The sequence below is a fragment of the Caulobacter segnis genome (genome assembly GCF_031454995.1).
Classification (GTDB): domain Bacteria; phylum Pseudomonadota; class Alphaproteobacteria; order Caulobacterales; family Caulobacteraceae; genus Caulobacter; species Caulobacter segnis_E.
The window spans coordinates 1305471-1319041 of record NZ_JAVDRV010000001.1; the positions used below are offsets into that span (position 1 = coordinate 1305471).

At 66.7% G+C, this 13571-nt stretch carries 10 protein-coding genes; 5 read left to right on the forward strand and 5 right to left on the reverse strand.

Annotated elements, in window-relative coordinates; all coding sequences use genetic code 11:
• Positions 1 to 27: 27 nt before the first annotated feature.
• The 4 genes from adh (at position 28) to J2728_RS06145 (ending at position 4623) form a co-directional block, all read left to right on the forward strand.
• Positions 28 to 1548, forward strand: a complete 1521-nt coding sequence (gene adh / locus J2728_RS06130) for an aldehyde dehydrogenase (RefSeq protein WP_309997489.1) — start codon at positions 28 to 30, stop codon at positions 1546 to 1548.
• Positions 1549 to 1674: 126 nt separating this feature from the next.
• Positions 1675 to 3603: an acetate--CoA ligase gene (gene acs / locus J2728_RS06135; protein WP_309997594.1), complete on the forward strand. Its 1929-nt coding sequence runs from the start codon at positions 1675 to 1677 to the stop codon at positions 3601 to 3603.
• A 40-nt stretch (positions 3604 to 3643) separates the two neighbouring features.
• On the forward strand, positions 3644 to 4198 hold the full coding sequence (locus J2728_RS06140) for an SRPBCC family protein (RefSeq protein ID WP_309997491.1): 555 nt from the start codon (positions 3644 to 3646) through the stop codon (positions 4196 to 4198).
• Positions 4195 to 4623: a thiol-disulfide oxidoreductase DCC family protein gene (locus J2728_RS06145; RefSeq protein WP_309997493.1), complete on the forward strand. Its 429-nt coding sequence runs from the start codon at positions 4195 to 4197 to the stop codon at positions 4621 to 4623. Before J2728_RS06140 ends, J2728_RS06145 begins: the two co-directional genes overlap by 4 nt.
• Here the strand turns inward: J2728_RS06145 and J2728_RS06150 are convergent.
• Together J2728_RS06150 and J2728_RS06155 are read right to left on the reverse strand one after the other, a co-directional pair.
• On the reverse strand, positions 4620 to 7154 hold the full coding sequence (locus tag J2728_RS06150; RefSeq protein WP_309997495.1) for an HWE histidine kinase domain-containing protein: 2535 nt from the start codon (positions 7152 to 7154) through the stop codon (positions 4620 to 4622). The genes J2728_RS06145 and J2728_RS06150 overlap by 4 nt on opposite strands.
• A complete protein-coding gene (locus J2728_RS06155) occupies positions 7123 to 7701 on the reverse strand; it encodes a biliverdin-producing heme oxygenase (protein WP_309997496.1) in 579 nt (192 codons plus the stop codon). Before J2728_RS06155 ends, J2728_RS06150 begins: the two co-directional genes overlap by 32 nt.
• A 174-nt stretch (positions 7702 to 7875) precedes the next feature.
• On the opposite strand from J2728_RS06155, the gene J2728_RS06160 reads away from it, so the two are divergent.
• The gene (locus tag J2728_RS06160) at positions 7876 to 10752 is read left to right on the forward strand and encodes a M16 family metallopeptidase (RefSeq protein ID WP_309997498.1); all 2877 of its coding nucleotides are present in this window, start codon (positions 7876 to 7878) and stop codon (positions 10750 to 10752) included.
• 53 nt (positions 10753 to 10805) lie between these two features.
• On the opposite strand, the gene mscL is transcribed toward J2728_RS06160, so the two are convergent.
• The 3 genes from mscL to rpsA all read right to left on the reverse strand — a co-directional run bounded on the left by mscL (position 10806) and on the right by rpsA (position 13529).
• Positions 10806 to 11225, reverse strand: coding sequence for a large-conductance mechanosensitive channel protein MscL (gene mscL, locus J2728_RS06165; RefSeq protein ID WP_309997499.1), 420 nt, complete (start codon positions 11223 to 11225; stop codon positions 10806 to 10808).
• 82 nt (positions 11226 to 11307) lie between these two features.
• The gene (locus J2728_RS06170; RefSeq protein WP_304281599.1) at positions 11308 to 11598 is read right to left on the reverse strand and encodes an integration host factor subunit beta; all 291 of its coding nucleotides are present in this window, start codon (positions 11596 to 11598) and stop codon (positions 11308 to 11310) included.
• A 221-nt stretch (positions 11599 to 11819) separates the two neighbouring features.
• On the reverse strand, positions 11820 to 13529 hold the full coding sequence (rpsA, locus tag J2728_RS06175) for a 30S ribosomal protein S1 (protein ID WP_309997502.1): 1710 nt from the start codon (positions 13527 to 13529) through the stop codon (positions 11820 to 11822).
• Positions 13530 to 13571: the final 42 nt, after the last annotated feature.

Below are 13571 nucleotides of genomic sequence, written 5' to 3' on the forward strand. Positions count from 1 at the left end.
CGCCGGAAAGGCGGCGTGGAGGAAACCATGACCAAGCCCGAATTCATCGAGTCGCTGTCGCGCCCGCCGTTCAAGGCCCGCTACGACAATTTCATCGGCGGCCAGTGGGTGGCCCCGGCCGACGGTCGCTATTTCGACAACGGCTCGCCGATCCACGGCAAGAAGATCTGCGAGATCGCCCGCTCGGGGGAGGTCGATATCGAGCGCGCCCTGGACGCGGCCCACGCCGCCAAGGCCGCGTGGGGCAAGACAAGCCCGGCCGACCGCTCTCGCGTCCTGCTGCGGATCGCCGATCGCATGGAGGAAAACCTCGAGGTCCTGGCCACGGCGGAAACGTGGGACAACGGCAAGCCGATCCGCGAGACCCTGGCCGCCGACATCCCGCTAGCGATCGACCACTTCCGCTACTTCGCCGGCTGCCTGCGCTCGCAGGAGGGCTCGATCTCAGAGATCGATCACGACACCATCGCCTATCACTTCCACGAACCCCTGGGCGTGGTCGGACAGATCATTCCCTGGAACTTCCCGCTGCTGATGGCCTGCTGGAAACTCGCCCCGGCCCTGGCGGCCGGCAACTGCGTGGTGCTGAAGCCGGCGGAGCAGACCCCCGCCTCGATCATGGTCTGGGCCGAGCTGATCGGCGACCTGCTGCCGGCCGGCGTGCTCAACATCGTCAACGGCTTCGGAATCGAGGCCGGCAAGCCGCTGGCCTCCAGCCCGCGCATCGCCAAGATCGCCTTCACCGGCGAGACTTCCACCGGGCGGCTGATCATGCAGTACGCCAGCCAGAACCTGATCCCGGTGACGCTGGAGCTGGGCGGCAAGTCGCCGAACATCTTCTTCGACGATGTCGCGCGCGAGGATGACGACTATTTCGACAAGGCCCTCGAAGGCTTCACCATGTTCGCTCTGAACCAGGGCGAGGTCTGCACCTGTCCGAGCCGGGCCCTGGTCCATGAGTCGATCTACGAGAAGTTCATGGAGCGCGCCCTCGAGCGCGTGAACGCCGTGGTCCAAGGCAGCCCGCTCGACCCCGCCACCATGATCGGGGCCCAGGCGTCCGAGGAGCAACTGAACAAGATCCTGGGCTACATGGACATCGGCCGCCAGGAAGGCGCCAAGCTGCTGACCGGCGGTCACCGTAAGGTCCTGCCCGGTCAGCTTGCCGACGGCTATTACGTCGAGCCGACGGTCTTCGAGGGCCACAACAAGATGCGGATCTTCCAGGAGGAGATCTTCGGCCCCGTTCTGGCCGTGACCACGTTCAAGACCGAGGATGAGGCTCTGGCGATCGCCAATGACACGGCCTTCGGCCTCGGGGCGGGCGTGTGGAGCCGCGACGCCAACCGCTGCTACCGCTTTGGCCGGGGGATCGAGGCGGGGCGGGTGTGGACCAACTGCTATCACGCCTATCCGGCCCACGCGGCCTTCGGCGGCTACAAGCAGTCCGGGGTCGGCCGCGAGACCCACAAGATGATGCTGGACCACTATCAGCAGACCAAGAACCTGCTGGTTAGCTACAGCCCGAAAGCCCTGGGCTTCTTCTAATCCGACCTTGATCTCCAGGCGGCCGGACCGGGCGCGAGAAACCTCAATGGTCTTCTTGCGCCCGGCGCTTGGCTTCGCCTATTCCGGCGGCAATAATGATAAGGGAGTAAGCGGGTGAGCGACGGCATGCTGTTTCCGGTTCCGAAGGCCTGGGGCGAGCGCGCCCACCTGAACGCCGACGCCTTGGCGGTCGCGCGGCGACGCGCGAAGGAAGACCCGCACGGCTACTGGAAGGACCTCGCCGGGCGCCTCGACTGGATCACGCCCCCAACCAAGATCAAGGACGTCTCCTTTCACGAGGAGGACTTCCGGATCCGCTGGTACGAGGACGGCGTCCTCAACGTCTCGGCCAACTGCATCGACCGCCACCTGCGCCATCGCGCCAACGACGTGGCGCTGATCTGGGAAGGCGACGATCCCGCCGCCTCGCGCAAGATCACCTATGCCGAACTGCACGAACAGGTTTGCCGTATGGCCAACGTGTTCAAGGCCCAGGGCGTCACCAAGGGCGACCGGGTGACCATCTATCTGCCGATGATCCCCGAGGCCGCTTTCGCCATGCTGGCCTGCGCGCGGATCGGCGCGGTCCATTCGGTGGTGTTCGCCGGCTTCTCGCCCGACAGCCTCGCCGGCCGCATCAACGACTGCGACTCCAAGCTGGTGATCACGGCCGACGAGGGCGTGCGCGGCGGCAAACGCATTCCTCTCAAGACCAATGTCGACACCGCGCTGGCGCACTGCCCGGGCGTTGAGAAGGTCGTGGTCGTCACCCGCACGGGCGCCAGCGTGCCCCTGACCGCCGGCCGCGACGTCATCTACGAACACGCCGCTGCCAAGGCCTCGATCCATTGCGCCCCCGAGCCGATGAACGCCGAGGATCCGCTGTTCATCCTCTACACCTCGGGCTCGACGGGAAAACCCAAGGGCGTGCTGCACACCACGGGCGGCTATCTGGTCTGGGCCAGCTGGACCCACGAGGTGGTGTTCGACTACCGCCCCGGCGAGATCTATTGGTGCACGGCCGACGTGGGCTGGGTCACCGGCCACACCTACATCGTCTATGGTCCGCTCGCGAACGGCGCCACCAGCCTGATGTTCGAGGGCGTGCCGAACTATCCCTGCAACAGCCGCTTCTGGCAGGTGATCGACAAGCACAAGGTCGAGATCTTCTACACCGCTCCGACAGCCCTGCGCGCCTTGATGCGCGAAGGCGAGGCGCCGGTGGAACGCACCTCGCGCGCCTCTCTGCGCCTGTTGGGCAGCGTGGGCGAGCCGATCAATCCCGAGGCTTGGCTCTGGTACCACCGCGTGGTCGGCGAGAGCCGCTGCCCGATCGTCGATACCTGGTGGCAGACCGAAACGGGCGGGACCCTGATGACGCCGCTGCCGGGCGCCGACGCGCTGAAGCCGGGCTCGGCCTGCGGTCCCATGCCCGGCGTGGAGCCGGAGCTGGTCGACGCCGAGGGCGGTGTGCTCGAAGGCGCGACCGAGGGCAACCTCGTCATTACCGATAGCTGGCCGGGCCAGATGCGCACGGTCTATGGCGACCACCGCCGCTTCTTCGAGACCTACTTCTCGACCTATCCCGGCAAGTACTTCACGGGCGACGGCTGCCGTCGCGACGCGGACGGATACTACTGGATCACCGGCCGGGTGGACGACGTGCTGAACGTCTCCGGCCACCGCCTGGGCACCGCCGAGGTCGAGAGCGCCCTGGTCGCCCACCCGCGCGTCGCCGAGGCGGCGGTCGTCGGCTACCCCCACCAAATCAAGGGCCAGGGCATCTATTGCTACGTGACCCTGAACGCCGGCGTCACCCCTAGCGAAGCGCTGCGCAAGGAGCTGACCGACTGGGTGCGTCGCGAAATCGGCCCTATCGCCACGCCCGATGTCATCCAATGGGCGCCTGGCCTGCCCAAGACCCGCTCGGGCAAGATCATGCGCCGCATCCTGCGCAAGATCGCCGAGAACGAGCTGGAAAGCCTGGGTGACACCTCGACCCTGGCCGATCCGTCGGTGGTGGACGACCTCGTCCAGAACCGCGCCGGGGCGTGAGGCCTGACGAAAATCACGCCGAAGCGTTAGCTTCGGCGTGATGCGCTCGATCGTTCTCGCTCTGAGTCTTTCCGTCGTCCTGGCCACATCGGCCCTGGGCGCGGATGGCGACGAGCAGGAGAGCGATGTCGCCGTGTCGATGCGGCAAGACGAGCAAGGCCACGGCGTCGTTCGCGCCCATACCGAAATCGCCGCTCCGCCCGAAGTGGTCTATCGCGCCTTGCTCGACTGCGATCGCGCCGCCCGGATCATGCCGGGGGTCCGCCGGTGCAAGGTGTTGTCGTCCAGCGCCGAAGGCGAGATCCGGGAGCACGTGGTGCGGTTCAGCTTCTTCCTGCCGCCCGTTCGCTCCACCTCCCGCGTGACGCTGGAGCAAGACCGGCTGATCCGCTTCACCTGTATTCGGGGCGACATCCGCGCCTGCGACGGAGCCTGGCGGCTGACGCCCATCGATGGCGGGCGGCGCACCCGAGTGGTCTACGATTTCTGGGCCAGCCCGCCGTTTGGCCTGCCCCTTGATCTCGTCGGCCGAATGATGCGCCGCGACGCGCCCGCCGCGCTGAGGGCGCTGCGACGGGAATGCGAGCGCCCATGACGCCCGGTCCAGTTCGAGAGCCCGACGGCCTGATGCTGTTCGACGGCGTGTGCAATCTCTGCGACGGCGCCGTGCGGGCGGTCATGGCGATCGACCGCGACGGCGCGATCCATTTCACGCCCCTTCAGACGCCCTATGGCCAGAAACTCGCCACGCTTTACGGCGTTGACCCCGCCTCGCCCGAAAGCCTCGTCTTCCTCGACCAGGGTCGAGCGCTCACCAAGACGGCGGCGGTCGCCGCGATCCTGCGACGCGCGCGCGCCCCCTGGCGCTGGCTGGCGATCATCGACCGATTGCCGCGCGGGCTGACGGACCGCGTCTATGACGGGATCGCTCGAAACCGCTACCGCCTGTTCGGGCGTCGCGAGCGGTGCGTGGTGGCGACGGAAAGCCAGCGCGCCCGGTTCCTGACCGAGGAACCCTAGAACAGAGCCGCCACGCTTTCGGCGCTGTAGGGCTTCTGCAGAACCGGCATGTCACGGAAGCGGTCGGGAAAGGCGGCGCTGTCGCCAAAGCCCGTGCCGAACGCGAACGGCACGCCCGCCTCTTGCAACGCCTCGGCCACTGGAAAGCTCGTCTCGGCCCCCAGATTGACGTCGAGGATCGCGAAAGGCGGCAGGTCTTCGGCGAGGACTTCCAGCGCCTGCCCAACGCTGGAGACGACCGTCACCTGCTTGACCCCCAGACGCGTCAGCATGTCCTCGAGGTCGAGAGCGATGATCATGTTGTCTTCCAGCACGAGCATCCGCTCCGGCGCGCGGACGGGCGTCTCGGCGCGCTTGGCCTTGGCCGCCGTCACCTCGACGCCTTCGGTGGTCACATAGCGGGCGGGAATCCGGATCCGCGCCTGAAAGCCCTCGGGGTGATAGGCCAGGGCCACCTCGCCATCCAGGTCATGCGGAATGGAATGCTCGATGATCGTGGAGCCGAATCCCCGGCGAGTAGGCGGCTTCACGAGCGGTCCATCCAGCTCGCGCCATTCGATGATCAGGTCACCCTTCGCGTCGCGGCGCCAGTCGACCGTCACATAGCCGCGCTGATCGCACAGGGCGCCGTACTTGGCCGAGTTCGTCATCAGTTCATGGATGACCAGCGACAGAAGCGAGAACGCGTCCGGCGCCAAGGCCGTGGGCGCGCCGGTCAGGCGCACGCGGTCAGCCTTGTCGCTGAGGTAGGCTTCCGCCTCCGCGGTGATCAGGTCGCTCAGCGCGCCGGGTCCCCATTGATGCCGCGTGATCTGGTCGTGCGCCCGCGCAAGGGCCTGGACGCGCCCGCCCACCACCTCGGCGAACTGCTCCACCGTCGACACGCCCGCGCGGCTTTGGCTGATCAGGCCTCGGATCAGACCCAGGATGTTGCGGACCCGGTGGTTCAGCTCGGCGATCAGCAGTTCCTGCCGCTGGTTGGCGCGTTGGCGCTCCTCGCCGGCGAGGTCCGTCAGCCTAAAGACGATCTCCAGAAGGCTGACGCGCATGCTCTCGGCCAGGAAGCGCTCGACCTGCGTCCAGGGGCGGCTTTGCCCGCGCACGGTCTCTTCCCAAGCCTCGAAGCTTTTCCGCGGCGTCAGACGCTCGCCCAGCGGGCCGACCTGGGCCAGCTTCGCGGGCTTACCGGCCCACACAACGGTCTGGGCCTCCTCCTTGCGGAAGAAGATGAGATAGTCGCGAGGCGCGCGGGACAACGGGACCGCCATCATCCCCGCCGCCTTGGCGGCCCAGGACGCGGCCGACGGCGATAGCGAAGCGATCTCGTTGGTGGCGAAGACGGTATGGGTGTCCTTCTCGCGCAGCAGCCGGATCAGGGCATGGACATTGCTGGCGTCGGGCGTGGAGTCCCGCAACGTCAGCCGACCTTCCAGCCACAGCGCCAGGCCGTCGCACTGCACCAGCCGGCACAGGTCATCGAGATACGGGCTGAGCGTGTCCGCGCCCTGGGGAGCGCCGACCACCGTCGCCATCATCCGATCATGCAGCGCTCGGGCCTCGGCGTGACGACGTGTCTCCATCTCGCGTTCGCGGCTTTCCAGCGTCAGCGAGAACAGCTGTCCGAACAGTTCCGCGGCCGTTCGGCGCTCATAGCTGATGTGCTTTGGCGCGTAATGATGGCAAGCGAACAGACCCCAGAGCTTCCCGTCGCGCAGGATGGAGATGGATAGGGACGCGGCCACGCCCATGTTGCGCAGATACTCGATATGGATCGGAGAGACCGCCCGCAGCATGCTCATGGACAGATCGACCGGCTCGCCGGTGGCGCTGGCTCGCGGCACGATCGGCGAGACCCGCGCGTCGATGTCGGCGATGATCCGCAGCCAATTACGCTCGTACAAGGCGCGCGCTTGGACCGGGATGTCCGACGCCGGATAGCGCTGCCCTAGGAACGATCCTATGCCGGGCCGCACGGACTCGGCGATCACCTCGCCCGCGCCATCGTGGCTGAAGCGATAGACCATGACGCGATCGAATTCCGTCAGCGCCCTGACCTGTCGCGCCGCCTCGTGGCAGAACTCCTCGAAGCTGGGCCGCGCGGCGATCCGCATGGTCATCGACCGCACCGCCGAGGCCGCCTCGATCAAGGCGTCGGCCTGGGTGGGCTCGCCCTCGATGATCAGCATGCGCCCGGAATAGTGCAGCGCCAGGTCGAAGTCCTCGCCTCCATCGACCAAGGGCGCGCCGAACATGCGCTCGACCGCGTCGGCCCCGCGCATGATTTGCAGACGGCCCCGGATGGCGTGAATGGCGTGGCCGCTCATCACCTGGGTCAACGGTTTGCCGATCAAGGTTTCGGCCGCGGCGCCCAGGAACCGCAACGTCGTGGTCGAGGCGTGGACGATCACCCAGTCGGTGTCGACGGCGAGCAGAAAGCCGAACGGCTGAACCGCGCCCAGAATGTGGATCGGCTCGCGATCGCAATTGGTCAGATCGACCTCAAATCCGGGCATGGGCGCCGGCTCGGACATTCAGGACTCCAGGCGAGGCGACGGCCTCGAAAGCGGCCGAGAAACACTGAAACCCATATCGCGCACCCGCTACGGCCTCGTCTGTCCGCAAGCCGACTTTCGGCTCCGCTTCCAGCCACGTCAGGAACGACCGCCAGGGATGAGCCTCGCCGCCATGTGTGAGATAGGCGATCGGCAGGTCCGCCTGGGCGCCGCGCACGCGTTTCGCCAGGACCCGGGCGCCCAGGCGAGAGCCTTCCAACACGTAGAGAAGGCCCGCGCCGAACGCGCGGGTTGGTGTCGGCTGGGGCTTCGAAACGGGGGCCGAAACGCCCAGATCGGCCAGATCGAGCGCGAGAGCGGCGCGTCTGCTTCTTAGCGGCCAATCTTCCAACCAGCCCTCGACCCCAGCGCGTTCCAGAGCCAGCTCCAGGGGGATCAGCGCCGCGGCGGAGGCCCATAGAAAGCCGGCGTAGCCAAAGGCGGTTTCGAAGTCCAAGGCCGAAACGATCGCGTCGAGCGCCGCGTGATCCTTGGAAGTGGCCGCGCGCAGGCGATCCCGAAGCATATTTTCAGACAAGCTCACCCCCGACGCTCGACGACCCACGGAAAGCGGTAGGCGAGGCAACCGGTCTTAACGAACATTTGGCGCTTGGGTTCCCATCGGATGACAGCTCGGTAAGGTTTATCTCGAAATCCACGGTGATAGGGTCGAACCCAATTGTTCTGGAGATCCTCCCGCATGATCCGCACCGCCCAGTTGGCCTTCGTCGCCGCCGCCCTTTCGACCACGGCCCTGTCGCCCATGGCCGTGGCGGCGACAAAGGCGGCCGCGAAGCCAAAGGCCGCCGCCGTCACACCCTCGGTCGCCAGCGCCGGCGCGATTAAGGCGCCGCCGATCGTCTACCAGCAACGCGTCCTGCCGAATGGGATGAAGGTCTTCACCTCGCGCGACGCCACGACTCCGAATGTCTCCGTGCAAGTCTGGTACGGCGTGGGCTCCAAGGACGATCCGCGCGGCCGCTCGGGCTTCGCGCACCTCTTCGAGCACCTGATGTTCAAGGCCACGCGAAACATGCCCAGCGAGACGCTGGACCGCCTGACCGAGGACGTCGGAGGCTTCAACAACGCCTCCACCTGGGACGATTTCACCAACTACTACGAGGTCGCGCCGGCCAATCACCTGGAGCGACTGCTGTGGGCGGAATCCGACCGCCTGAAGTCGCTCGTGATCGACGAGAGCGTGTTCGCCTCCGAGCGCGACGTCGTGAAGGAAGAACTGCGTCAGCGAGTCCTGGCCGACCCTTATGGCCGCTTCTTCGCGCTTTCGATCCCGCAGCAGTCGTTCACCACTCACCCCTACCAGCGTCCAGGCATCGGCTCGATCGAAGAGCTGGACGCCGCGACGGTCGATGACGTCCGCGCCTTCCACCAGACCTATTATCGCCCCGACAACGCCGCCCTGATCGTCGTGGGCAATTTCGATCAGGCCAAGCTGGACGCGATGATCGACCAGTATTTCGGTGGTCTCGCCAAGCCGGCCGGCGACATTCCCAAGGTGAACGTCATCGAGCCGGCGCGCTCGGGCCCCAAAACGGTGAGCACCTATGGGCCGAACGTGCCGCTGCCAGCTCTCGCGATCACCTGGCTCGCGCCCGCCGCAGCGGACAAGGACGCCCCCGCCCTGACCGTGCTGGACGCCATCCTGTCGGCCGGCAAATCCTCGCGCCTCTACGACAGCCTCGTCTATGAGCAGAAGATCGCCCAGTCGGTGTTCTCCAGCGCGCCGAACAACGCCCAGCCGGGCCTGTTCTACGTCGGCGCCATCATGGCGGGCGGCAAGACGGTCCAGCAGGGCGAGACCGCCCTCCGCGCCCAGGTCGCGCGCCTTCGCGACGGCCTCGTCACGCCGGCCGAACTGTCGGAAGCCAAGGCCGGCTTGCTGGCCGACGCCGTGCGTCGCCGCGAGGAGATCGACGGCCGCGGCTTCGCCATCGGCTACGCCCTGATGACCGAGGGTGACGCCGCCCGGGCCAACGCCAACCTCGCCGCTCTGCAGGCGGTCACCGTCACCGACGTCCAGCGGGTGGCGCGCAAGTACCTCGCCGACGACAAGCGCACGGTGATCCGCTACCTGCCCGAGAAAGACCGTCCGGCGGGCGAGAAGGACGCCACGCCGCCGATCCCGAAGGTGGCCTCGGTGAAGTACGACGGCCCGGTCACCACGCTCGCGCCGGAGGGCGAGCGCCAGCCGCCGCCGCCGATCGCCGCCCCCGTTCCGGCGACCCTGCCCACGCCGGCGGAGAAGACCCTGGCCAATGGCCTGCGGGTCATCGTCGCCAAATCCAGCGACCTTCCGCTGATCACCGCCGACCTGACCGTGCGCGGCGGCGCGAGTTCCGACCCCAAGGGCCTGGCGGGCGTCTCCAGCCTGACCGCCGAGTTGCTGACCGAAGGCACGGCCACCCGCTCGGCCACTCAGGTCGCGCGCGAGACCGAGGCCCTGGGCGCCAACCTCGAGGCCGGTTCGGGCTGGGAGGCCGCCTCCCTGACCCTGAGCGTGACCCAGAACAACGCCGCGCCCGCCATGGCCATCATGGCCGACGTGGCCGAGAACCCCGCCTTCGCCGCGGCGGAGCTCGATCGGGTCCGCGCGGAGACCCTCGACGGCCTGTCGGTCGCTTATCAGCGGCCGGGAAGCCTGGCTGGCTTCGCCACGGCGCCGGTGCTCTACACCGGTTCCGCCTACGGCCATGTCGCCGGGGGCACGCCAGGCTCCCTGCCGAAGATCAAGCGGACCGACCTGGCCAAGACCCACGCGGCCTATTGGCGTCCGGACAACGCGGTGCTGGTCCTGACGGGCAACCTGACGCCGGAGGCCGGCTTCGCCTTGGCGGAGAAGGCCTTCGGCGGCTGGAAGAAGCCCGCCTCCCCGGCGCCCGCGGCGCCCGCGGCGCCGACCGGCTACCGGCCGCGCAACGTGATCATCGACCTACCCGGCACGGGCCAGGCGGCGGTGGTCCTGGCCAAGCCGGCCATAACGCGCACCGACCCGAACTACTATCAGGGCATCGTGGCCAACACGGTCCTGGGCGTCGGCTTCTCGTCGCGCCTGAACCAGGAGATCCGCATCAAGCGCGGCCTCTCGTACGGCGCTGGCTCCAGCCTGACGCCGCAGGGACGCTTTGGTGGCTTCTCCGCTCGGGTGCAGACGAAGAACCCGTCCGCTGGCGAGGTCGTCTCCTTGACCCGCGCCGAACTGACCCGCCTGGCTTCCGAACCGGCCGCCGCCAGCGAACTGACGGCGCGCAAGTCGGTGCTGGTCGGAAGCTTCGGCCGCGATCTCGGCACCTCGGAAGGGTTGGCCAACATCCTGGGCAATCTGGCCGTCTATGGCGTGCCCCTGACTGAAATTCAGGCCTACGCCAACAAGGTCGAGGCGGTGACGCCGGACCAGGTCCAGGCCTTCGCCAAGGCCCAACTGGATCCGAGCCAGATGAGCGTGATCGTGGCGGGCGACGCCAAGGCCATGGGCGAGGACCTGACGCGGGTCGCGCCCAACGCCACGGTGATCCCGGCTGCCAAGCTCGATCTCGACAGCCCGACCTTGGGCAAGTGAAGAAAGACCCCGGAGCGTCCCGACCAAAGGGGCGCTCCGGCCGGATCGACGGCCTACTTCGACTTGGCGAGCAGGTCGCGGATCTCCGTCAGGAGCTTTTCCTCGGGCGTCGGTGCCGGGGGCGCGGATGGCGCGGGGGTTTCGGCGTCCTTGCGTCGGATGCCGTTCACCAGCTTGACCAGCAGGAAGACGACCGCCGCGACGATCAGGAACTGGATCACGGTGTTGATGAAGGCGCCGTACTGGATCGCCACCTTCTCGACGGCCTCCGTCGCGGGATCTTCCGCCCGCAGCACCCATTCCAGCTTTGAAAAGTCCAGGCCGCCGGTCAGCAGCCCTATCGGTGGCATGACCACCTGATCGACCAAACTCTTGACGATGCCGTTGAACGCCGCGCCGATGATCACGCCGACGGCCAGGTCGATGACGTTGCCGCGGGCGATGAACTCGCGGAACTCCTTGACGACGCTCATGACGGTCTCCTCGCCTGTTCAGGACTGAGCGGGAGGCTGGCCGCGTTCGCGACGTCAGGTCAAGCCCAACAGATCGCGAGCCTTATTCATCGCCATCGGCGTTGAGGCGAGCGCGAAGCTCCTTGCCGCTCTTGAAGAAGGGCACGTGCTTGGCCCGCACATCAACCGCTTCCCCGGTGCGCGGATTGCGGCCAGTGCGAGCCGGACGGGAGCGCACCGACAGGGCGCCAAAGCCGCGAAGCTCCACGCGGCCACCGTCCTCGAGAGCGCCGATCATGCGTTCCAGGATCACGCTAACGACGCGCTCGACATCCTTCTGCGTCAGGTGCGGATTTTCATTCGCGAGCCTGGCGATGAGTTCAGACTTGATCATCGATATCCCCGAACGCCCTAGGACTAACAAGGCGCGATCGGACCTTTGCCCAACGATGGCTGAGTCTTCAAGGGGTTGCGTACGATTCCCGAACGAGGTTCGGTTAATGGCTTAGCGAGCGGGCCGCGGCTTGCGCCTCGCCATATCTGGGTTTCAGCCAAAGAAAACGGCGGCCGGATCGCTCCGGCCGCCGTCGACTTCAACTCCGATGGAGCGGAAGCCTATTCCTTGCTGGCGCGCTCGCGCAGGGCGGCGCCCAGGATGTCGCCCAGCGAAGCGCCGGAGTCCGACGAGCCGAACTGCTCGATCGCTTCCTTCTCTTCGGCCATTTCCAGCGACTTGATCGACAGCGAGACGCGGCGCGCGGCCTTGTCCAGGTTGGTGATCTGAGCGTCGATGCGATCGCCGACGGCGAAGCGCTCCGGACGTTGCTCTTGACGGTCGCGCGACAGGTCCGACTTGCGGATGAAGGCCGACATCGGAGCGTCGTCTTCACCGAAGCGGACTTCGATACCGCCCGAGGTCACTTCCGTGACGGTGACGGTCACGGTCTGGCCCTTGCGGTAGGTGTCGCCCGACATCGGGTCGCCGGCCAGCTGCTTGATGCCCAGCGAGATGCGTTCCTTCTCGACGTCGACGTCGAGAACCTTCGCCTTGACCATGTCGCCCTTCTTGTAGCGGGCCATGGCTTCTTCGCCCGGGACGCTCCAGTCGATGTCCGACAGGTGCACCATGCCGTCGATGTCGTTGTCGAGGCCGACGAACAGACCAAATTCGGTCGCGTTCTTGACTTCGCCTTCGACGGTCGAGCCGACCGGGTGAGCTTCCAGGAAAGCTTCCCACGGGTTGGCCAGAGCCTGCTTCAGGCCCAGCGAGACGCGACGCTTGGACGGATCGACGTCCAGCACCACCACGTCGACTTCCTGCGAGGTCGAGACGATCTTGCCGGGGTGGACGTTCTTCTTGGTCCAGGACATTTCCGAGACGTGCACCAGGCCTTCAACGCCGGCTTCCAGCTCCACGAAGGCGCCGTAGTCGGTGATGTTGGTGATGCGGCCCGTGAACTTGGCGCCGACCGGGTACTTGGCTTCAACGCCATCCCACGGATCCGACTGCAGCTGCTTCATGCCGAGGCTGATGCGCTGGGTGTCCGGGTTGATCTTGACGATCTGGACCTTCACGGTGTCGCCCACGGCGAGCACTTGGCTCGGGTGGTTGACGCGCTTCCAGCTCATGTCGGTGACGTGCAGCAGGCCGTCGATGCCGCCCAGGTCGACGAACGCGCCGTAGTCGGTGATATTCTTGACGACGCCTTCGCGGATTTCACCCTCTTGCAGCTGCGACACCAGTTCGGTGCGCTGCTCGGCGCGGGCTTCTTCCAGGATGGCGCGACGCGAGACGACGATGTTGCCGCGCGGACGGTCCATCTTCAGGATGGCGAAGGGCTGTTCCTTGCCCATCAGCGGACCGACGTCGCGGACCGGACGGATGTCGACTTGCGAGCCCGGCAGGAAGGCCGAAGCACCGCCCAGGTCGACGGTGAAGCCACCCTTCACGCGGCCGACGATGGCGCCCATGACGGGCTCGTTGCGGGCGTAGACGCCTTCCAGACGGGTCCAGGCTTCTTCGCGCTTGGCCTTTTCGCGGCTGATGACCGCTTCGCCCATCGCGTTTTCGAGGCGTTCCAGGAAGACTTCGACGGTGTCGCCGGTCTTGATGGTGGCCTTGCCGTTTTCGTCGACGCCGAATTCCTTCAGCTGAACGCGGCCCTCGGTCTTCAGACCGACGTCGATGATGGCGAAGTCCTTTTCGATCCCGACGACCTTGCCTTTGACGACGGTGCCTTCGGCGAAGTCACGGCCGCCCATCGAGTCGTTGAGGAGCGCTTCGAAATCGTCGCGCGTCGGGTTGAAGCTCATATCGTCAGCCATGCTGATCTTTGGTCTCTAGGTTGGGGGAACCCCTGAAACGAG